This window comes from Rhodospirillaceae bacterium (assembly GCA_018660465.1).
Taxonomy (GTDB): Bacteria; Pseudomonadota; Alphaproteobacteria; order Rhodospirillales; family JABJKH01; genus JABJKH01.
In genome coordinates, this window is sequence record JABJKH010000093.1 from 54,621 (window position 1) to 75,885 (window position 21,265).

General features: G+C 49.9%; 16 protein-coding genes. 11 read left to right on the plus strand and 5 right to left on the minus strand.

Going from position 1 to position 21,265, the window contains the following annotated elements; genetic code table 11:
- Positions 1–124: 124 nt before the first annotated feature.
- A complete protein-coding gene (locus HOM51_16190; GenBank protein MBT5036054.1) occupies positions 125–910 on the minus strand; it encodes a TIM barrel protein in 786 nt (261 codons plus the stop codon).
- Positions 911–983: 73 nt separating this feature from the next.
- Here HOM51_16190 and HOM51_16195 point away from each other — a divergent pair, with 73 nt between their 5' ends.
- Positions 984–1,775, plus strand: coding sequence for a phosphodiesterase (locus tag HOM51_16195; GenBank protein MBT5036055.1), 792 nt, complete (start codon positions 984–986; stop codon positions 1,773–1,775).
- A gap of 63 nt (positions 1,776–1,838) precedes the next feature.
- Here HOM51_16195 and HOM51_16200 read toward each other — a convergent pair whose 3' ends face one another.
- Positions 1,839–3,587, minus strand: coding sequence for a DUF3365 domain-containing protein (locus tag HOM51_16200; GenBank protein ID MBT5036056.1), 1,749 nt, complete (start codon positions 3,585–3,587; stop codon positions 1,839–1,841).
- A gap of 286 nt (positions 3,588–3,873) precedes the next feature.
- Here HOM51_16200 and hemN point away from each other — a divergent pair, with 286 nt between their 5' ends.
- Positions 3,874–5,223 carry an oxygen-independent coproporphyrinogen III oxidase gene (gene hemN, locus HOM51_16205; protein ID MBT5036057.1) on the plus strand — a complete coding sequence of 450 codons (1,350 nt, stop codon included), beginning with the start codon at positions 3,874–3,876 and terminating at the stop codon, positions 5,221–5,223.
- Positions 5,224–5,342: 119 nt separating this feature from the next.
- Positions 5,343–5,660, plus strand: a complete 318-nt coding sequence (gene hspQ / locus HOM51_16210; protein MBT5036058.1) for a heat shock protein HspQ — start codon at positions 5,343–5,345, stop codon at positions 5,658–5,660.
- Here hspQ and HOM51_16215 read toward each other — a convergent pair.
- Positions 5,657–7,618 carry a tetratricopeptide repeat protein gene (locus HOM51_16215; GenBank protein MBT5036059.1) on the minus strand — a complete coding sequence of 654 codons (1,962 nt, stop codon included), beginning with the start codon at positions 7,616–7,618 and terminating at the stop codon, positions 5,657–5,659. The genes hspQ and HOM51_16215 overlap by 4 nt on opposite strands.
- Before the next feature lie 162 nt (positions 7,619–7,780).
- Between HOM51_16215 and HOM51_16220 the strand changes: the two genes are divergently transcribed.
- From HOM51_16220 to HOM51_16230, 3 genes are all read left to right on the plus strand, one after another.
- Positions 7,781–9,697: a sensor histidine kinase gene (locus HOM51_16220; GenBank protein ID MBT5036060.1), complete on the plus strand. Its 1,917-nt coding sequence runs from the start codon at positions 7,781–7,783 to the stop codon at positions 9,695–9,697.
- Between the two features lie 105 nt (positions 9,698–9,802).
- Entirely contained in the window at positions 9,803–10,621 is an 819-nt protein-coding gene (locus tag HOM51_16225) for a sel1 repeat family protein (GenBank protein MBT5036061.1), read from the plus strand.
- 16 nt (positions 10,622–10,637) lie between these two features.
- Positions 10,638–11,321, plus strand: a complete 684-nt coding sequence (locus HOM51_16230; GenBank protein ID MBT5036062.1) for an orotate phosphoribosyltransferase — start codon at positions 10,638–10,640, stop codon at positions 11,319–11,321.
- On the opposite strand, the gene HOM51_16235 is transcribed toward HOM51_16230, so the two are convergent.
- A complete protein-coding gene (locus HOM51_16235; protein MBT5036063.1) occupies positions 11,318–12,217 on the minus strand; it encodes a DMT family transporter in 900 nt (299 codons plus the stop codon). The genes HOM51_16230 and HOM51_16235 overlap by 4 nt on opposite strands.
- A 215-nt stretch (positions 12,218–12,432) precedes the next feature.
- Between HOM51_16235 and HOM51_16240 the strand changes: the two genes are divergently transcribed.
- The 5 genes from HOM51_16240 to HOM51_16260 all read left to right on the plus strand — a co-directional run bounded on the left by HOM51_16240 (position 12,433) and on the right by HOM51_16260 (position 19,823).
- Complete coding sequence (locus HOM51_16240; protein ID MBT5036064.1) at positions 12,433–13,305, plus strand: hypothetical protein; 873 nt, start codon at positions 12,433–12,435, stop codon at positions 13,303–13,305.
- Positions 13,302–14,414, plus strand: a complete 1,113-nt coding sequence (locus tag HOM51_16245) for an alcohol dehydrogenase catalytic domain-containing protein (GenBank protein ID MBT5036065.1) — start codon at positions 13,302–13,304, stop codon at positions 14,412–14,414. Before HOM51_16240 ends, HOM51_16245 begins: the two co-directional genes overlap by 4 nt.
- Positions 14,415–14,456: 42 nt before the next feature.
- Positions 14,457–15,389, plus strand: a complete 933-nt coding sequence (locus HOM51_16250) for a PhzF family phenazine biosynthesis protein (GenBank protein MBT5036066.1) — start codon at positions 14,457–14,459, stop codon at positions 15,387–15,389.
- Positions 15,390–15,789: 400 nt separating this feature from the next.
- Positions 15,790–18,090 carry a PAS domain S-box protein gene (locus HOM51_16255; GenBank protein ID MBT5036067.1) on the plus strand — a complete coding sequence of 767 codons (2,301 nt, stop codon included), beginning with the start codon at positions 15,790–15,792 and terminating at the stop codon, positions 18,088–18,090.
- 110 nt (positions 18,091–18,200) lie between these two features.
- On the plus strand, positions 18,201–19,823 hold the full coding sequence (locus tag HOM51_16260; GenBank protein MBT5036068.1) for a peptide ABC transporter substrate-binding protein: 1,623 nt from the start codon (positions 18,201–18,203) through the stop codon (positions 19,821–19,823).
- A gap of 4 nt (positions 19,824–19,827) precedes the next feature.
- On the opposite strand, the gene HOM51_16265 is transcribed toward HOM51_16260, so the two are convergent.
- Positions 19,828–21,222: a hypothetical protein gene (locus HOM51_16265; GenBank protein MBT5036069.1), complete on the minus strand. Its 1,395-nt coding sequence runs from the start codon at positions 21,220–21,222 to the stop codon at positions 19,828–19,830.
- Positions 21,223–21,265 lie beyond the last annotated feature (43 nt).

The window sequence follows — 21,265 nt, forward strand, 5'->3', positions numbered from 1 at the left end:
ACCAAAGAACGCCACTAATCCTAACGTGCATAAAAGTTTTTTAATCATCACCACCATCCTAAGTATATTTGAGTCTACTATTTAATATTCAATTGTGGAGAAACAATGACCAAATTTGCCTATGTTAACCCGTCGTAACCCCAAAGGGTGCGGCCCAGCCTAATCCTTCTAATGTTCCAGCGTACGGTTTGTATTCACAGGAAACCCACCCCTGATAACCTACCTCATCAATTACATCGAATAAATACGAGTAGTTGATTTCCCCATTGTTAGGCTCATGACGTCCGGGAACGCCGGCAATTTGAATGTGATTAATGACATCAACATGTTGACGAATATTCTCAGCCAAATATCCCTCCGTCATCTGCGCATGATAAATATCATATTGTAAAAATAGGTTCGGATGCCCAACGTCTTTCATGATCTCTAGCCCAAATCGCGGTGTGGACAGAATATACCCCGGCATATCGATCGCATTAATCGGCTCTACCTGCGCCTTAATGCCTTCCTTCGCACACGCCTCTGCGGCAAATTTTAGATTATTAACTAAGACAGACCGTGCTATTTCGGGATCGATATGATCTTCCAATACACCGGACATAACATGAAGCTGTTGATTCCCGAGGGCGCGGGCGAACGTCAAGGCCTCTCCAATCGCGTCCTGAAACTCTCCTTCCCGTCCCGGAATGGCTCCGATTCCTCTTTGTCCTGCCTCCCAATCACCCATTGCGGCATTGAACTGAATTAAATGAACACCTGCGTTCCCAATGATGTCGACCATTTGTTCTGTTGGGAGTTCGTTTGGCGCAAGCAGTTCCACGCCCTTGAAACCAGCCTGAGCTGCAGCTTCAAATCGATCAAGCAATGGTCGTTCCGTAAATAGATATCCGAGATTCGCCGCCAATTTCATGTTCATTCCTATCAAACTTTCAAAAACAATGTGTTAGACTATCATGGCAGCAAAGAATTTCGAGGCATTTGATATGATTCTCGCTCAAATATCAGATTTACATTTAAGAACAGATGGCAACATATTGAAAAATAGCCTTTTTGGATCACCGTTAATTGATTCATGTATCGAACATATCAATGGCTTAAGGCCACACCCTGACGTTGTTTTGGCAACAGGGGATTTGGTCAATACACCATCAGATCAAGATTATGAGGCCCTGCGGACGGCATTGGATGAACTTTCCGTGCCGGTTTATGTCATCCCGGGCAATCACGATGGTCGAGAGGAATTACGAGAAACCTTTTCGGATTGGGGCTACCTGCCTGAGGGGCCATTCCTACATTATACTGTCGAACACTACCCACTACGGTTGATCGGGCTCGACACCCTGGCCCCTGGTAAAATTGGTGGAGAAATGTGTTCGGAACGCCTGTCCTGGCTGGACCAAAAACTCTCGGAAGAACCCGGCCGCCCGACCTTAATTTTCATGCATCACCCGCCGTTCGAAACTGGCATCGGAAAAATGGATGCACACGGTTTTGAAGGCGTTGAGGAATTAGAGCAAATTGTTTCACGACATTCACAAATTGAGTGGATTGCCTGTGGCCACCTTCACCGCCCGATCCATGCTCGGTTTGGCGGCACGGTTGCCAGTTGTGCGCCAAGCCCTGTCTTTCAAATGACTCTGGACCTGACCGCTGACGGCCCTAAAGGCTGGCGGCACGAACCGCCAGGAATACAAGTGTATTATTGGCAACCAAACAAAGGCGTCGTCACCCATTACAGCGTTATCGGCGACTTCGGACCCGTAACACCGTTCTAATAAAAAAAACCCGGCGACGAATTAAAATTCGCCACCGGGTCTTGAGACGGTGTCTTAACAGTATTAGACGGAGCGCATATCTCCTAGGAACTTATCGACTTCTTGCCGCAGGCCGGATGACTGATCCGACAACATGCTTGCTGCACTCAATAGATCGTCTGCGACCGTGTTTGTTTCGCTAACAACACGGCTTACACCTTCAATATTGTTTTTTACATTTTGGGTTTCATTGGCTGCATTTTCCACGCTTCGAGCAATTTCACTTGTGGCAGCACCTTGTTCTTCGACCGCCGCAGAAATTGTCGCGGAAATTTCGTTCACCTCGCCGATGGTCTTCGCAATTTCGTCGATGGCTGATACGGCCCCTTGTGTCGCATCTTGAATGTCGGAAATTTGGCTGCTGATTTCTTCAGTCGCCTTCGCCGTTTGGTTGGCCAAGTTTTTAACCTCGGACGCGACGACGGCAAAGCCTTTACCGGCATCCCCAGCGCGGGCCGCCTCGATGGTCGCGTTCAGCGCCAACAAGTTGGTTTGATCTGCAATATCGGTAATCAAAGCAACCACTTCGCCAATCTTTTGCGCGGCCTCAACCAAGCTCTGAACCATTTCTTTGCCGCGTTCTGCTTCAGTTACAGCCATGGTGGTGCTTTCGGCAGACTGCGAAACCTGACGACTGATTTCAGTTATAGATGAAGACAGTTGCTCAGCCGCGGCGGCAACGGTTTGAACATTAGATGCTGCCTGATCCGATGCCTCTGAGGCCGCACCTGACTGGGAATTGGTCTCACCAGCAGAACCTGATAGTTGCCCTGCCATATCGTTGATTTTTGATACCTCGTTAGAAACGGATTCAAGCATCGTCGAAACATGTGCATCAAACCCATTGGCTAGTTTTTCCATCTTCCCAACCCTGGCTTCACGACTTTCGTTCTGAGCCTTTGTGTCTGCTTCAAGCTTTACCCGAGTAATGGCATTTTCACGGAAGACATCCACGGCTTCAGCCATGGCGCTAATTTCAACAGCGTTTTCCTGACTGGAAACATCTATGTCCGTATCACCTTCTGCCAAACGTTTCATAGCACCCGTCATATGGTTTATCGGCTGAACGACCCGGCGTGCCATAAATATGTTAATCGCCGTTAAAATTAGACCAACAAGAACAATGGCAACCATAATGTACATGCTCAGCGAAGAGCCCCGGGCTAGCGCGTTGTTCAATGACGAGGAGACTTCGAGGACACCCCGTACATCACCCAGTTTCCAGTCGTCTTTGGGGGTGTCTGATCGACTGTTATGGCAGTTCACACAGCCTTGCTTGCTCATGAAGTCGGCTTTGGCAACCCGGATGATTTCCTTACCACCAACGTTTTGACGCTGGACGTAGGTTCCCTTGGGATTTTTATTTAGGTATTTCCAGGCTTCTTTCTGGTAGGAGTCCAAAACTCGTTCACTTCGGTTCGGGAATGGATAGGAACTGTATAGCTTTACTTTGGTTTCTTTTTTGGAGAGAACTTCACTAATGTCATGAATGAAAGTCGCCGGTAGCGGAATGCCTTTTTTCATTTTCTTATGATCAAAGGACGGTTTTAGATTTCCGTCCGCCTTAACCTTGGAAATAATGTTGGCAGTGTAGTAACCGCGGATTGATTTGAATTGCTCAACGATGGCACTTGCGGCTTCAACGGCGCTTTGTTCTGCATTATTTTCCACAACACGCGGAAGAATTATCCAAGCCCCTACCACAACAACAAATAATGCTATGGGAATTGGTAGATTAAGCATTCCCACGATACTTCCCGTAATCGCCTTCATTTATTAATCTCCTCAATGTCTCAGATGAATCATTCGTCTCTTAGTTTCGTCGTATTCTCAGGCCTAATAGCCACCCATTGCTATTTCCTGTTGTTAATTCTTAGGCATTCTAAGGCGCATTCTTAGTATGTGCCTATTTATCGATCATATATGACAATTGTTACACCAGTTTTACCGAACCGTTTCTAATTGTGTCTACGTATGTATGCAGATTACAACTATCCGCCTAAACGGCTTCTTGACCTAGGTCATGGAAACACTTGAACGAACGTCTATGACTATCCGTATGAAATCTCAACTTATCCACAAGTACGCCGCCAATGTGCCGCGCTACACGAGCTATCCGACGGCGCCGCATTTTTCGGATGCCGTTGATGGAGCGACATATCGGGAGTGGCTTGGGCAACTTGATCCTGCCCAAGAACTCTCGCTCTATTTCCATATTCCATTTTGTGCGGAGATGTGTTGGTTCTGTGGCTGCCACACGAAGATTACGCGTCAGTACGCACCAATTTCTGATTATATCGACACCCTGATGGCAGAAGTAGATTTGGTCGCAGATGCCCTTCCAGCCAAAATGACGGCGCGGCATATTCACTGGGGCGGTGGCAGTCCGTCCATGCTGGAAGAACAAGATTGGCTAAAAGTTCTTGATCATTTACGCAGTCGTTTTCATACCGATAGCGCGACAAAGATTGCCATCGAACTCGACCCCCGCACGACCCGGGAAAGCTATATCGCAGCTTTGGCCACGGCCGGCGTCAACCGGGTCAGCATCGGCGTCCAGGACTTCCATCCTGAAGTGCAAGAAGCCATTCACCGCATTCAACCCTACGACGTCACCAAGCGGGTCGTCGATCAGCTACGCGCCCATGGCATCAAAGACATTAACGTGGACCTGATGTATGGATTGCCGCATCAAACAGTTGAACGTGTTAAAAAGAGTGTGGACTTGGCGGTTGATCTAGACCCGACACGGTTGTCGCTGTTTGGCTACGCCCATGTTCCGTGGATGAAATCTCATCAGAAAATGATTAAGGACTCAACCTTACCCGATCCGTTCGATCGCGCGCTTCAGTTTGAAGCCGCATCAAGGCGCTTGCAGATGTGGGACTTTCTGCCAATCGGATTGGATCATTTTGCCCGTCCAGATGACGATTTAACAATCGCCATGCAGAAAGGCGAGTTGCGGCGGAATTTTCAAGGCTATACCACTGATACCGCGGCTGTCTTACTAGGTTTTGGCGCATCATCTATTGGCAAAGTGCCGCAAGGCTATATCCAGAATCAATCTCCTCTAAAAACCTATCGAGATCAGGTCAAAAATGGACACCTGGCAACGACAAAGGGGATCGCGTTTAGCGCCGAAGATCGGCTGCGCGGCGACGTCATCGAACGTTTGATGTGCGATTCCAGGGTCGACTTGGCAGACATTGCGAAGCGCCACGAAACTGACGTCTCCGTTTTCTACGATGATCTCGACGCTCTTACACCCATGGCAGAAGACCTGCTTGTCTATGTTGATGGAACACATGTTCGGGTTACGGATAAGGGGAAACCCTTCCTTCGCACAATCGCGGCAACCTTTGATTCTTATCTAAAAAAAGGCACAGCCCGCCATTCGGTTGCCGTCTAGCAGACTGCTAGAAAATCGTTCCTCCTCAGCAACAAATTTTATCGTGGTAATTTTCAATTTCCTTACTACCTTATTATTAATTGGTTCAGATAATTTGGATAGTAGGGCGCTCGTTTATCATGAACGAAACCACTGCAAAATTTAGTGTCGGACAACTCGTCAGCCACAAGCTGTTTGATTACCGCGGTGTTGTTGTGGATGTGGACCCCTTCTTCAAAGGCACCGAGCAATGGTACCAAGGCATGGCAAAATCCAAGCCGCCGCGCGACCAGCCCTGGTATCACGTCCTTGTCGATGGCCAAAACATCAACACCTATGTCGCGGAACGAAATCTCGAAGCCGATGATAATATTATGCCGGTAAATCACTACGAAATTGGCCTCCATTTTGAACGCCTTGGAGAGACCGGCTATATCTCTCTTCGCAAGGGCAATTAAAGCAAATCCACATACGGCCCCAATTGTTTCTCATACCTACGCCACCGCGCCACCGCACCGCCATGAATAGGACGCCGCACCTGCCAACTGCTGGCCGTCTTAACCGGTCTGGGACTCTTGTAAAAATTGAGACATGCGTCATCCCACGCGAGCCCTACCGCTTCTATTAAGCGGCGGCTTTCCGCCTCTTGATCGGCGACCAGGGACTCATAACGCACCTCTGTTAGGGTGACAGGAAGAACCTCTCTCCAATGATCCATGATCCGGCCATAGGCCCTGATATAGCGCGCAATATCACCCAGGTCCGTACTCCACGCATGGGCAGAAACAAAGTTCTGGAAGTAACACGATATCGCGGTATCGCGAGGATCACGCATACAATGGATAAGTGACGCTCCTGGGAACGCCTGCGCGATGAGGCCCAAGTACAGAAAATTAAACGGCGTCTTGTCGATCACCCGCAATGCACCCTCGCCAAGCTCACCAAGAGATTTTACATGTGCCTTTGCAGCCCGGGAGATGTCGGTCTGCTCCGCCGTTTTGAATCCTGAAGGAAAAGAGCCCGCAGACAAGTCCTTGGCTATCATGGAAATTCGATCAAGCTCTCCGGCACCATGAACATCTGGATGGGCCGCGAGAATCTGTTCCACCAGCGTCGTCCCAGAGCGCGGCATGCCGACAACAAACACTGGCTTATCAGAACCCTTAGCGCTTGCCCTATTATTTTGAAAATAAGCACCGTCAAATACGCCAATGATCTCCCCCACCCACGCATCAAACGTATCTGCATCGAAGCCATTACCCTCAGCCTCTAAAAGCTCGCGCCGAAGAGTGTTTCCTTGTCGGGCATGCTCGAAGGCATTGTCCCAATCTTGGCGCTGATCGGCGACCTCAGCGAGGGCAAAGTGCAAAAGGACCGTGCCAGAATGATCAACGGTTCCCTTCGAAATTAAATCTTCGACCGTCGCGACATCGCTGTCTCCAAATTGCTCGCCACGGCTGGAAGCTAAGTTATAGAACGCGTCAGCTAGCAACGGATTCAAGTCCACAGCACGGCGAAATTGGCCGACAGCGTCATCCGTTCGGCCCAAGGCCAACTGAACGATTCCCAGTCCATTATACGCCTTGGCATCGCCGGGGTTGAGAGCAATAGCCTCGTGATAAGCCGCTTCGGCCTCTTCCAATCGATCCATCCGATACAACGTTGCGCCACGATTTGCCTCCGCATCCGACATATTGGGGTTGAGAGTTAGGGCCCGACGAAAGGCGACCAACGCCGCCTCCCCGTCGTCTGCAGCCTGCAACACATTGCCTAGATTGTTATAGGCCTCCGCATAATCTGGCCGCAGATCAATGGCCTTGCGGCAGGCTGTCTCGGCGGCATCCAACTTTCCAAGTTCGCGTAAGGCCGCTCCCATATTTGCATGTGCCATGGCATCGCTGGGGGCCAATTTAATTGCCTGTTTGTACCCCTCAACCGCCTGATCTAATTCTCCCAAACGGCGGTAGATATTGCCCAACGTAATCTGTGATGCCGGGTTGGTAGCGTCACTCTGAACCGCTTGTTCGCAGAACTCTAACGCCTCATCAGGCCGCCCCAGTTCCATTAATGCCGTAGCCAGGCCAGCCAAGGCTTGCGGGTTACCAGGGTCCCCTTTCAATGCCTGGCGATGCGCTACCTCAGCTTCGGGCCATCGGCCTAACGCATTAAGGACAGACCCGTAATTTGCCATGACCGCTGGATGGTTGGCTGTTGCTGCAGCCGCTTTTTGCAACAGGGGAACCGCAGCCTCTGCATCGCCAGACTGGTATCGGATCAAGCCTAAGAAATGTAAGGCATCGCCGTGTTCTGGAGTCTGGCTCAAAACCCCTTCAAGTAGAATTCCGGCTCCCGTCCAGTCCCCGGTCTGTACTTTTTGGGTTGCTTGCTGAAAGAGTTGCTCAATGGTCAGGGACATTTGCATTAGAACCTTATGTATAATATCGACCTTGGTAACAGATATGCATATATTCTCCTAGTCTGGAACTCGCAAAACATGTATTCTCACACAATTAATTCGAACCAAATTCGCGACAATTAAATTAACGTCTATTCATATTTTGCGCGACGCTAATTAAAAATGAGCACAAAGCCTCTAAATAGCCTGAAGGGAAGGTTCTTACTTCTTCTCGTGCCCCTGTTGGTGGCACTGGGGGCCGTATTCTTTGTCGCCTTTGATATTGTGATACGCGATGTCGTTAATGCCTTAGGCCGAAGCGCTGCAGAAAAGCAGGTTCTCAATGATCGGGCTCGATCACTTGTCCCAATTGTAAAAGAAATCACTCTCGCAGAGCGCTTATCTCAATCACCGGCAATGCTCGTTTGGGCTCGTGATGAGGCAGACTCAAAGCTCAAACAACAGGGCTTAGCGGTTCTAGAGAGCTACCGTAAAGCATTTCGAGACGGCAGTTACTTCTTCGTTATCGACAAATCCGGCAATTACTATTTCAACGACCGCGCCAACAAATATGCTGGCAAACAACTCCGCTATACCCTGAAGCCCGATAATCCAAAAGACGGCTGGTACTATTCCACCAAAGCCAAAGGGGGCAACTGCACCTTGAACGTGGATTTCGACCCTGAGCTAAAAGTCACGAAACTTTGGATCAACTGTCTCCTCAAGGATGAAACCGGCGTCGCCGGGATCATTGGCACCGGACTCGATCTTTCTAGTTTTATCAACAGTGTGGTAAAGGCTAACGAGCCGGGCGTGGCCAACATGTTCATTGACCAGGATGGGGCGATCCAGGCACATCCGAATATAGATGCCATTGATTTCCATACGGTAACTAAAAAAGCCGATGCAAAAAAAACCATCTTCAGTTTGATCGGCTCAGAAATCGAGCGTCAAAATTTAAAAGATCAGATGGTGGCCCTGGCAAAGTCGCCTGGCGCTGTTTCGACCCTATTCATGAATATTGAAGGTCAGACACAATTGGTAGGGCTCGCCTATGTGAAGGAAATTGGTTGGTATAATGTCACGGTGATGGACCTTGAGCAGATTATCTTGTCGTCTCATTTCCTGCCACTGGCGCTTTTGGTTCTTGTCTCAATTATCATTACCGTCGTGTTAATTGGCGGCTTGCTGAACCGAGTTGTTCTCGTCCCCATCGCCAAATTGGACATGTCGGTGCAGGCGATGAGGGAAGGTGACTACCAAATCGATATTAAGGTAGACAGCAATGACGAAATTGGACGACTGGCGACAAACTTTACAAATATGGCTGGCAACGTAAATAGCGCGATTGAGCGCATTAGCACGGCCCACAAAGCCGCCCAAGCTGCAAACATGTCCAAGTCAGAATTCCTAGCCAACATGTCGCACGAACTGCGGACGCCGCTGAACGCCATTATCGGGTTTTCTGAAGCACTGAGTTCCGGCGCCTTGAACGTTGAACTCCCCGAGTTGGCTCAAAGCTACGTCAACGACATCAATAGCTCTGGCCATCATCTGCTGGAATTGATCAATGACATCCTCGACATGTCAGCCATTGAATCAGGAAAAATGACGCTCCACCAAGCGCCGGTCCACTTGATGCAATTGGTGTCCTTTGGCAAAGAAATCGTCGTCCCGGTGGCGACCAAAAAGGATATTTCGATCACCAGCGAAGTACCGATAGATTTTCCCGTCATCAACGTCGATGAGCGTCGCATGCGCCAAGTGGTTATCAACCTGCTCACAAATGCGGTTAAGTATAGCAACCCGGGCTCGCACGTTACGATCACCGCAAAAAATATCGGTGACAATATTGCATTGGGGTTTCGTGATAATGGCATAGGCATGACAGACGAAGAGTTGAAAATCGCTTTAACACCCTTCGGGCGGGTGGAAAGCAGCTATTCCGCGCATGAAGATGGCGGCGGCACAGGATTGGGATTGCCGCTGTGCCAAAGCCTGGCCGAAGCGCACGGCGGATCTATGATCGTGGAAAGCGTGAAGGGGGAAGGAACGACTGTAACCGTTAATTTGCCCGCATCTCTATTCGTTTCCACTTAGTAGCATTGTATCGTTTGCCTTCACATATAATCCCCACCTTTTTAAGATAAACATTTCTATGATATAGAAAGTTGGCTCGCTCTGAACCAATTCTAAACGGACGCCATGATACGACTTTTTTTAACCTGCCTTAGCCTGATCACCTGTTTTACAGCGCTGCCATTGCCGCCCTCGCTGTCCCCTGCGCTTGCCAGCATGGCCGAGGGGAAGGCTGCTTTAAGACAAGGCGATCTTTTTAACGCACACGGACATTTTATAACCGAGGGCAACAAGGGAAACCCACAGGCGCAGCTTTACTTAGGGTGGATGTATTACAACGGCAAAGGCGTAAAACGGAACTTCAAAACTTCTTTCTCATGGTACGAGGCGGCGGCCAAAAATGGAATGTTGGAGGCATGGAACGCGCTTGGGCTGATGTATGAGAGAGGTCTAGGTGTTTCCAAAGACGGCAAGAAAGCGACGGAATGGTACCTGAAAGGTGCCGCAAAGGGAGATGCGGTGACTCAATATCACCTGGGCGTCGTCTACCGCGAAGGCAAGATTATCAAACAAGATTACAAAGAAGCCGCCAAGTGGTTCTATGCTGCCGCCAAACAAGAAGATTCTCTCGCCCAATATGAACTGGCCGTTCTCTACGACTTTGGCCGGGGCGTTAAAAAGAATACAACAGCTGCTGCCGGCTGGTACTGGAAAGCCGCCCATCAAGGACATGTGGATGCGCAGTTTAATCTCGGCGTCGCCTACGAACGGGGCGACGGAGTAGAAAAAGACCTCATCCAGGCCCTCACCTGGTACAAGATCGCGTTAACTGGCGGGGGCAAGGACGGTACTGCCGCCGTAATTGGCCAGTTAGAACCCCAAGACATTAATCGCGCAGAAGCACTGGCACAGCGCTGGCTGCGTCAAAACAAAAAACCTAATTAAAACGGATAGAAGAGCCATGCCAACAGACAGCCAAACCACCGAAGCCGGTCTTGCGACAGCCAAGGCCCTGCTTGATATCAAAGCCGTTAATTTCAGGCCTGAAGAGCCTTATATTCTGACCGCAGGTTGGGCGAGTCCGGTCTATATTGATTGCCGCTGGGTGATCTCGTTTACTGAGGAACGACGGAAGATTATCCAGTTGGGCGTTGATCTCTTACAAAGCGAAGGTGTCTTGGATGCAACCGATATGATGGCGGGCGGTGAAACTGCGGGAATTCCTTATGCTGCCTGGCTTTCAGAAGCGACATCCAAGCCCATGCTCTACGTCCGAAAAGAACCAAAAGGATTTGGCCGGAGAGCTCGCATCGAAGGGAACTTGGATGACGGCAAGCACGTGCTGCTGGTCGAAGACCTTGCAACCGACGGCGGTAGCAAGCTCAACTTCGTCAACGCCCTGCGGGAGGCTGGTGCTACCGTCAGCGACTCATTCGTTGTATTTTATTACGGCGTCTTTGCCGGGGCGCTGGATAGCCTTGAAGAAGCCGGTATCACACTTCGCTATCTGGCAACATGGCATGATGTTTTGAAGGTTGCGGAAGAACAGCAATCCTTCAGCCCGGAAGCCATCCAAGGCGTAAAAGAATTTTTGGCAGATCCGATTGGATGGTCCGCAGATCATGGCGGCAAGGGAGCGGATTAGCTTCTTGTCACCAAAGCGACACCTGACACAGCGACTCCCATCCCCATGATGCCATAAATGTCTAACGACTCGCCAAAAAATAGGAACCCTAGAACGGCAACGACGGGGGGAATTAAGTAAAATAAGCTGCCGACCTCAAACGCTGAATTTAGTTTAATAAGCACATAAGTAATGGCGACAGCCCCAATTGATAGAGCAAAAACAAGCCAAGCCTGTACTAAAATTAATTCACCCGACCACTGGACTTCCATGGTTTCGAAAAGAACAGCGAATACAGCAAATGCCAGCGATGCAGCGGTAAACTGTATGACCATATTCGTTCGCATATCAATTTCAGAGCCGTAACGTTTCTGAAGCAGTGTTCCGATGGTCATGCCGAACAATGACATGACGGCGAAACCGGTGCCGTTAAATTCTGGGGTCCCAATTGAGAACTTATTCGAAATCACCATAACCACGCCGATAAATCCTAGATACAATCCAGACCATTGTCGCTTGGTAATTTGTTCGCCCAGAAACAGCCCTGCAGCAACCGCAGTCAGCAACGGTTGCACCCCGACAATAAGAGCGACAATTCCAGTTGTGACACCCTGACTAACCGCAAGATAACTCCCACTTAGAAAGAAACCGTGGATACAAATACCCACGAGGGAGGCCATCGCAATGGACTTTATATTCTTGGGCCATGGTGCCTTCATCAGCAAGCTTACCACCGCCATAAAGGCCGCCGTTATCGCGCATCGCCAAAGTAGGAGCGTGAAGGGTTCACCGTAATAGAGGCTTAGCTTGGTCCCAATAAAGCCCGTGCTCCAGAGCAGGACCATGACAACGGGAGCGAAGCGAATTAACACAGTGTTCGTGTCCTGTCCGCGATCCGCAGATGTAAAAGTAAGCATCAAAAATCCTGAAACGAGAGGGAGGTTACGGGGTAATAGACGCGTGCCAAGTTTGATCCTTCTACAGTGACAAATTTTTTAGCTGCCCAAATTGACCCCGATCATGTTTCAGAAATTTAATCTGTTCTACGGTCTGCCTTTGTTCAGTCCGACGAGCGGACCGTGTCGGCGCGTCCGGTAAGTTTTCGCTCGCCCAATTAATTAAGGCGAAGATTATGACCGCATCCTCTAAGTACAACTTTTTGCTCATCCCACCCTTCAAGCTGCCCGATCAAGACCAGTTTACTGTTCCTGGCTATTCATTACCGACGGAAACACCTAAGGAACAACGGCTTCTCAATAACGACTTTGTCCTCTCCCATCTTGATGATGTGAACTGGGAACTTCATCCGGGGGCAGAACCGCCCTATGGCAACTGGTCGGTCGAATCCCGCGAAGAATTCGCCTACGCCGCCACGGCGCGTATGAAAGGCGTTCGTGAAGCGTGTGAGTCTGGAAAATACAACGGGATCATTCTGTTGGGTGGTGGTGAACCTGGGTTTATCGAATCTCGTGAAATTGGCCGTAAATTTGGCGTCGTTGTCACTGCCAACGCATTCTCTCAGATGTACCTAGCAACCCTTCTGGGGGATGGTTTCTCGATTATCGATATCGAAGGTGTGCACAACGTTTATTACCGCGATCTCATCCGCGCCCACCAGTTACAAGATCGCTGCCGGTCGATCCGAAACATTGGCTACAGCCTGCCAAGACCGGGAGATACAGACCCGGACACCTTGACCGAACAAACCTTTGCCGCAGAACGCGGCGAGCCTTCCGTCGCCGTCGAACGCGCCATCGACCAGGCAGAGGCCGCGATTATCGAAGACGGTGCCGAAGTCATAACTCTTGGCTGCTCAATGACCTTCTGGCTCCAGCCTTACATTCGGGACGGCCTAAGAGCCCGCGGATGGGATGTACCTGTGCTTGAGGGATACACAGCCGCCATCGAACTCGCCAAACTCATGGTCAACCTTGGGGTCAACGCCAGCGGCATCACCTACATGGATGTTCGGCCCCAACGCATTCTAACCAAGGTCTATGTATGACGGCGCTAAATATTCCCAAAACAATGAAAGCTTGGGTCCTAGGAGACCCGGACGAGCTTTTACTCATCGAAAAACCGGTTCCGCAACCAGGTCCGGCCGAAGTCCTCGTTCGCATTGACGCGATTGCTGTCTGTGCCACGGACCTGGAAGTCATTTCCCACGGCCCACCTGCCATGATTGAAGGCGGGCTGCCGTTCAACAAGCAATTCATCCCGGGCCACGAATACATGGGGACCGTGGTGAAACTGGGGACTAGCGTTGACGAAATTGAGGTTGGTGAACGGGTCGCTGTTGAAATACATGCGGGGTGTGGGCGCTGCAAACGCTGCCGCCAAGGCATGTACACGTCCTGCCACAACTACGGCAAAAACTACGGCGACCAGGATAAGGGACACAGGGCAAATGGCTACACGACAGATGGTGGTTTTACCGAATACGCGGTTAATAATATCAACACTCTTATACGCGTGCCGGAAGGCATAAGTGACGAAGAAGCGACGCTTATTGTCACGGCAGGAACCGCCACCTACGGGCTTGATGTCTTGGGCGGGCTTATTGCTGGGGAAAGCGTAGTCGTCACGGGAGGTGGCCCCATCGGCTTGCTGGCAATTGCCGTCGCTAAGACGCTCGGCGCCGCTCCGGTCATTTTGACGGACATTGAGAATAACCGCCTGGAGATCGGTCGTGAACTTGGCGCGGACATCACCCTGAATGCCCGCGACGTGAATGTCGTTGAAGAGGTCCGTAAGATTTCCGGAGGTCCTGGCTGTGACTACGTCATGGAATGTTCCGGTGCGCCCAATGCCCTGAATGAAGCCGCCGATATGGTCAGTCGTGGCGGACGCATCTGTCTCGCAGCATTCGCCGCCCAACCTGTCACGTTCGATCCAGCCAAACTGGTCATGGATAACATCTATATGTTCGGCATTCGCGGCGAAGGCAAAAGCGCCGTCAAACGGGCTGGCTCTCTCATGGCGCAAGGACGAATTAACGCCAAGCCAATCCACACCCACACCTTCGGGTTAGACGAAGTGCCCACAGCCATCAAATACGCGCGCGAAAAGATTGATGGCGCCATAAAAGTTGTTATTAAAATGCGAGAGGCGTAAACCACCCTCACGTGGCAAATAACACCTGAGACGGATTCTATTATGGCGCGTTATGCATACTATACTCTAGACGTCTTCACAGATCGTATTTTTGGTGGCAATCCGCTGGCCGTATTTCCCGATGGTCGCGGGCTGGATACGGCGCAAATGCAGACGGTTGCGCGTGAATTCAATATTTCGGAAACCGTGTTCGTGTTGCCACCGGATCAACCTGACCATACCCGAAAGTTGCGCATCTTTACGCCGGGTACAGAACTACCCTTTGCAGGCCATCCAACCGTCGGTACGGCTCATCTATTGGCTGCCATCGGCGAGATTCCACTCGAAGGTCCTGAAACTCGTATTGTCTTTGAAGAAGGTGTCGGCCCTGTTCCGGTGACAATCTATGGGGCCAATGGTCACCCCACCCAGGCACAATTATCTGCGGCTCAAATGCCTGAGTACGGCGCACCCCCGCCCTCCAACACGGACCTTGCGGAGGTTCTATCACTCAATGAAGATGATATTCTAAGCGATCCCGCCCCTAATGCTGTATCCTGTGGCGTGGGTTTTCTTTTCATAATGCTCAGGGACCTTGATGCGTTGGCCAGGGCTCAAATTCGGCCCGAGGCTTGGGAACGTCTTCTCTCAGATTATTGGGCGCCTCATCCCTACCTCCTGACCCCATCCGGTTCATTTGGCGATGGTGGTCCGTATTCGACATATCGTGCCCGGATGTTCGCCCCATCCATGGGAATTGTAGAAGACCCTGCTACTGGCGGCGCAGCCACGGCACTTGCTGGTTTTCTTGTTCCATCCGGGACTTTAAAAAACGGAACCGCCTGCTGGTCGGTGGATCAAGGAGTTGAAATGGGGCGCCCCAGTCGGCTTGAAATAGAAGCCGATATTTCGAAAGGCGTAATTACAGGCATTCGGGTCAGTGGTAGTTCTGTCATGGTCAGCCAAGGCGAAATGGAAATTCAAGACAACACCTAGCGGCCCCTATATCCCAGCCACAAAAAGACCTTATTTGCGACACGCTTGCGCCATTGTCGAGCGCCCTAATGGACATGGGTCAGGAAAACAACTCGGAAGGTGCCCTTCCAATCCCATCCCACCGACACCCACAGGAAGGCACATTCCTTTTCTGACCCAATACCTAGACTCCCACTTGGCCGGTCCTTTTCACCAAGGACCGGCCCTTTTTATGGGTTTTAAAACGCTAAATTATGTCAAAAATGAATGAACGACTCGCGTCGATAAGGTGCTAAAATTATAGCCCCTTTCTTCGATGAGCGAGGGCGCTATACTATAATCTCAAGTTAAGTTAAAATTTATTTGATTGCGTCTCCGTTAAATAACTAAAATTTAAATATGATATTTCATAGACTCGCAGATGAAAATGACGCCTTACAATAGTAAAAATAACACTATAGCCAAGAAGCTAATATTATTTATTATATTATTTAGTTCTATTATTACGATTCTGGCAACAGCATTTCAGATTTATATCGAATACAAAGGCGAAATTAAACTTATAGACAAAAGCTTCTCACAAATTAAAACAGGCTATTTAAATAGCATATCCCAAGCAGTTTGGGTTGTTGACGAAACACAAATTGCTCTCCTTCTGAATGGAATTACCCGCTTGCCCAACATGGCTTTCGCGGAAATTTATCATGAGAACGAGATCATCAGCAGCACCGGGACAAAATTAGATCGCCAATCTATTACACGAAAATTTACTCTAATTGCGCCCTACAAAGGATCAGCCCAGGACATCGGTAGATTGACCGTTCATGCGGATTTGTCCCGTATTTACAACACACTATTCAATCGGGCCCTTGTAATTCTTTTCTCGACAGGCGTTATTATCGCACTCGTTGCAATCTTAATTTTTGTCCTCTTTTCAAACTTGGTGACTCGCCACGTCACTACGGCAACAAACTTTTTACGCCAAATCAACTTAGATCAACTCGACACCCCCCTAAAACTGGACCGTCCACCAGCCGCAGCAGATTCAAAGGACGAACTTGATCAATTAGTGGCCTCCATCAACGAGATGAGATTCAGTTTAAAAGACGCTATCGAAAAAAGAGACGAAAGCGAAGAACACTTCAAAAGGATCGTCGATAACTTCCCAAACTCCGTAAGCATAAAAAACCGTGAAGGAAAACTTGTATTTTCGAATAAAGCTTATGGTGAATGGATGGAGATGGAGCCTTCTGAAATGGTAGGTAAGTCTCTATACGACCTATTTCCCGAAAACACGGCCCGTTCTATCATTGAGAGTGACAGATCCGTTCTCTCGACCGGCAAGCCTTCATTTTCAGAACTCACGCGAACGTTCGGGAACGGAACAACCCGCATCCTCTACAACCAAAAATATCCATTTAACTTACGCTCAGAAGAAGATACCGCCGTCATATCGGTCATGACGGACATTACCGAACGCAAAAAAGCCGAAGCCTCCATTCGCGAAAGTGAAAGACAGCTCCGTGAGGTTCTGGAAAATAGCCCGGTTGGGATAGCAATCGTGACCCAGTCGAATGACGATAAATATAATTCTGGCAACCGCCTATTTGTTAACAGTGCGCTTGTTCAAATGTTCGCAGGTAACACTCGCCAACAAATACTAGAGGCTAATATCGTAGATACATTTGTTGATCCGGATGTATTTCATCAGACTCTAAAGATCATGTCGAAACATAAAGATTTAGTTGATTTTGAGGCACTGCGTCTAAGAGCAGATGGAACTCAGTGGTGGGATTCTATGAACTCTCGCCCCGTCAAATTCGATGATCAAAATTGTACTATGATTTGGCACTTCGATATTACCGCCCGGAAAGAGGCGGAAGACGCACTTCGTCAAGCACACGACAACCTTGAAATTCGAATTGAAGAACGTACAGAGCAATTACGGGGCGAAATCGAAGAGCGCAAACGAATTGAAGTCGAACTTCTTCAAGCCACAAAACTTGCCGAATCAGCGAGTCACGCCAAATCGGAATTTTTGGCAAATATGAGCCATGAACTGCGCACTCCTCTGAACGCCATCATTGGTTTTTCAGAAACCCTGGATCGGAATGTATTCGGTGAACTCGCTAATGAAAAACAGGTGGAATACATAAAGGACATTCATATTTCAGGCCAACACCTGCTCGAATTAATCAATGACATTCTTGATGTATCGGTGATTGAGGCTGGCAAACTTGACCTTCACGAAACCGACGTCGGCATAAAAACATTGACCGACGAGGCAATTCTTTTGGTGCAGACCCGTGCCGACCAAGACAATATCGAATTACAAAACATCATTGATGACGAAGGCTTAAAACTTAGAGCGGACGAACGCCGGTTGAAGCAGATTATGGTAAATTTGCTCTCCAACGCGATTAAGTATTCTCGTGATTCTGGAACCGTTAAAATTGAGGGCAGGATGGCCAAGGACGGGGCTTTGATTATGGAAGTCATTGATAATGGTACAGGAATGGATCCTGCTGACCTGGAAACTGCAATGGCAAAATTTGGCCAAGTCTATTCTAATTCAGAGATACATACAGAAGGGACAGGGTTGGGGTTGCCGCTCACCAACGGATTGGTCGAGGCCCACGGCGGGACCCTTGTTCTTGAAAGCGAAATAGACATAGGGACAACGGCCCGCGTCATATTCCCAAAAGAACGCGTGGTCTCTTAAACACACTATTTTTTGACTTCTCGCGTGCCCTCTGAGCGCCTATAACCAAAGAACTTTGGCGACAGGCGGGCAAATCGGTGTACTTAAAAGCAACTCTATTATTGGCAGTCATGTTTTTTCAGGTGGTCGGTGCCAACGCTGCCGATAAGAAGGACGAACTGACCATCGGGATCACGCAATTCCCGTCTACCTTTCATCCCAATATAGATTCGATGATGGCCAAGACCTATATCCTGTCCATGACCCGCCGTCCGTTTACGGCATACGACAAAAATTGGAAATTGGTCTGCCTGCTCTGCACCAAGCTCCCGACCCTCAAGAACGGCCTGGCGAAGCCTGAACTCACGCCAAAAGGAAAACGCGGCATCGCCGTTACCTATACCATCTTACCTCAAGCTGTGTGGGGAGATGGCGTACCTGTCACAACTGAAGACGTGGTGTTTACCTGGAAAATCGGTCGCCATCGCCTGAGTGGTGTTGCCGGCATGGAATTCTATCGCAGCCTTTACAAGATCGATGTGAAAGATGCGAAAACCTTCACCCTGCACTTTGATAAGCGCACTTTCGATTACAGCGCCATCAATGGATTTCTTCTGGTCCCGAAACACATCGACAAAAATAACTTCGCCAAGCCCGCCGAATATAAGCATCAGACTGCGTTCGATACCGACACGGCCAATGCGGGCCTTTACTTCGGCCCCTACGTTATAAGCAAGGTCAAACCAGGCTCTCATGTTGTTCTGGAACGAAATCCTAAATGGTGGGGCAAGAAGCCTTATTTCCAGCGTATAATTGTCCGCGTCATCGGCAATACCGCCGCCCTGGAGGCCAATCTTTTATCCGGCACGATCGATATGATCGCGGGGGAATTAGGGCTAACCGTGGATCAGGCTGTGGCCTTCGAACGCCGCCACGGTAAGAAATTCAATATTTCCTACAAGGCCGGGCTGATTTACGAACATCTTGATTTAAACTTGGACAACCCGTTCTTGAAAGATAAACGGGTCCGAAAGGCGCTTCTATATGCGCTCGACAGAGACCTGATCGTTGGGCAGTTGTTTGGCGGTCGCCAGCCTGTCGCACATACGTCCGTCAGCCCGCTCGACTGGATTGTTGCGAAAGATATTCCGACCTATCGTCACGATCCAAAAATGGCCAAGCAGCTTTTGACACAAGCCGGCTGGACCAAGCGCGGTCGCAAGCTGGTCAATAAAAAGGGCGAAACCCTAACCCTCGACATCATGACTACGGCAGGTAACCGGTCGCGTGAATTGGTTGAGCAAGTTCTGCAAAGCCAGTGGAAGAAACTTGGAATTGATGTTCGTATTAAGAACCAACCCGCACGCGTCTTCTTCGGCCAGACAGTCACCCAACGAAAATTCAAAGCCATGGCCATGTTCGCCTGGATCAGTTCGCCTGAGAGTGTTCCCAGAACGACCTTGCATTCCGACCACATCCCCAGCAAAGAAAACAATTTCGCGGGCCAGAATTACACTGGATACAAGAACCCGGAAATGGATGGGTTGCTGGAAAGAATTGAAGTGGAGCTAGACCGCGACAAACGCCAAAAGCTCTGGCATCGGTTTCAAACCATCTACGCCGACGACCTGCCGGTGATCCCCCTCTATTTCCGGGCAGAGCCCTATATACTTCCCAAATGGCTCAAGGGCCTAGAGCCTACGGGGCATCAGGACCCGTCAACATTGTGGGTCGAGCACTGGCGGAGAGGCTAAGTATTCAACGCCGAACAAAGAGAAAATCACCGCCTTCATGACCGGCCTTTCGGACATCGGCATATTCAGGCGTTTGGTCGGCCTTTAGCATTACCGGGCGGCGCAGTTGATTAAACAACTGAGTACCATCCAAAATACTATCGTTATTTTTCAGAGACTCCAGAAATGCCGTCGCAAATGGGGAATGCCCACCCCCTGTGCTATCGGCAACGGGTTCCAGCCCACCAGAGGTAATCACCAGACGTGCTCTCTTTTCGGCCATTCGGCGGATGTAATCTGGGGTTGGTTGACTAACTTTTATCCCTCTCACGAGTGTTCCGGAGTAGCAACTGTCCGCAACAACCAGGACGTGTCTGGCATTCAAGGCGCGCAGCGTGCTGGTGATGCGCGCATTGGAAATCCAGTTGGTGCGTCGGTTGGCGCGCGCGTTCACCGGCAGCCAGTAGCCTTCCTCACCTGCCTGATCAAGCCAGCCGTGACCGGCGTAATAGATCAAGAGATTATCTTTGTCGGTTAGCTGCTCGCGGTAGGTGTCCAGTGCATCAAGAATTTCCGAGCGTGTCGCATTTTCGAGCATGGTTACCTTGTAGCCATACGCGGACGTCAACAACGCCGCCACAGCCTTGGCATCGCCTGTGGCAGTCTTAAGTTTAGGCAGGTAGCGGTAGTCATTCGACCCAATGACAAGGGCGTGGTACGTCCCAAAATCAATATCGCCAAGGCGCACCATCTTTGCCTTCTGGGTAGGAACGGCTACCGCCATAGGCGTCGATGGAATAGCAGCGCGCTCAATACCCAAATGGCGATTCAACACGACCTGTTTTTTGGCTTCGTATTCGGTATCGTTGATCAGTCCCCGGTCCTTGAGCCGCTTGAGCAACGCCAGTTGCTGTTCAAGCGCGCCACTCGGCGCGGACTTGGCCGCAATGGCAGGGGGTGGCGCTTTTTTCTTAATCTTACACTTATCGACCCAAGTGCGCCCGGAAGCGCGAATTTTAGCCTCAAACTCCTCTCTCTTATCACTGATAGTCTCCCCATCAGCGTCATAGACAAAGTGAAAAACGTTACCGCATTCATCTTTGCCTTGGCCGCTGCCGGCGAGCGTCCCCTCGACCACGAGTTCCATCTCACCTTTGCGTCCATCATTGCAGCGAAGAGTGCCGTTAAATCGATCCCCAACGCCGCCAAAGCCCGGTGATTTAAAGGTCCGGTGTGCCTCTCCATTGCACGTTAGGTTTTGGCCGGGAAGGCGAAGGTGGTAGTTGGCAATCAAGGTCAGGGGATCAATAGAGCCGGAAGCGACCATTAGCTGGCTCATGTCAGTGGAATGGCCGACAATTTCGACTTGGCAGCCGACGAGTGCTGCACCCGTAGCAATCACAAGTCCAATTCGTTTCATTTTCCGTCGCAGTGTTTGCACTGGTCTGTTCCCAATCCACCCC

What these genes read in the sequence shown, in the direction of transcription:
- HOM51_16260 (MBT5036068.1), top strand. Translation starts at nt 18,201, where the DNA reads ATGTTTTTTCAGGTGGTCGGTGCCAACGCTGCCGATAAGAAGGACGAA.
- HOM51_16245 (MBT5036065.1), top strand. Translation starts at nt 13,302, where the DNA reads ATGACGGCGCTAAATATTCCCAAAACAATGAAAGCTTGGGTCCTAGGA.
- HOM51_16250 (MBT5036066.1), top strand. Translation starts at nt 14,457, where the DNA reads ATGGCGCGTTATGCATACTATACTCTAGACGTCTTCACAGATCGTATT.
- HOM51_16220 (MBT5036060.1), top strand. Translation starts at nt 7,781, where the DNA reads ATGAGCACAAAGCCTCTAAATAGCCTGAAGGGAAGGTTCTTACTTCTT.
- HOM51_16190 (MBT5036054.1), bottom strand. Translation starts at nt 910, where the DNA reads ATGAAATTGGCGGCGAATCTCGGATATCTATTTACGGAACGACCATTG.
- HOM51_16230 (MBT5036062.1), top strand. Translation starts at nt 10,638, where the DNA reads ATGCCAACAGACAGCCAAACCACCGAAGCCGGTCTTGCGACAGCCAAG.
- HOM51_16195 (MBT5036055.1), top strand. Translation starts at nt 984, where the DNA reads ATGATTCTCGCTCAAATATCAGATTTACATTTAAGAACAGATGGCAAC.
- HOM51_16255 (MBT5036067.1), top strand. Translation starts at nt 15,790, where the DNA reads ATGAAAATGACGCCTTACAATAGTAAAAATAACACTATAGCCAAGAAG.
- HOM51_16215 (MBT5036059.1), bottom strand. Translation starts at nt 7,618, where the DNA reads ATGTCCCTGACCATTGAGCAACTCTTTCAGCAAGCAACCCAAAAAGTA.
- HOM51_16240 (MBT5036064.1), top strand. Translation starts at nt 12,433, where the DNA reads ATGACCGCATCCTCTAAGTACAACTTTTTGCTCATCCCACCCTTCAAG.
- HOM51_16235 (MBT5036063.1), bottom strand. Translation starts at nt 12,217, where the DNA reads ATGCTTACTTTTACATCTGCGGATCGCGGACAGGACACGAACACTGTG.
- hemN (MBT5036057.1), top strand. Translation starts at nt 3,874, where the DNA reads ATGAAATCTCAACTTATCCACAAGTACGCCGCCAATGTGCCGCGCTAC.
- HOM51_16225 (MBT5036061.1), top strand. Translation starts at nt 9,803, where the DNA reads ATGATACGACTTTTTTTAACCTGCCTTAGCCTGATCACCTGTTTTACA.
- HOM51_16265 (MBT5036069.1), bottom strand. Translation starts at nt 21,222, where the DNA reads ATGAAACGAATTGGACTTGTGATTGCTACGGGTGCAGCACTCGTCGGC.
- HOM51_16200 (MBT5036056.1), bottom strand. Translation starts at nt 3,587, where the DNA reads ATGAAGGCGATTACGGGAAGTATCGTGGGAATGCTTAATCTACCAATT.
- hspQ (MBT5036058.1), top strand. Translation starts at nt 5,343, where the DNA reads ATGAACGAAACCACTGCAAAATTTAGTGTCGGACAACTCGTCAGCCAC.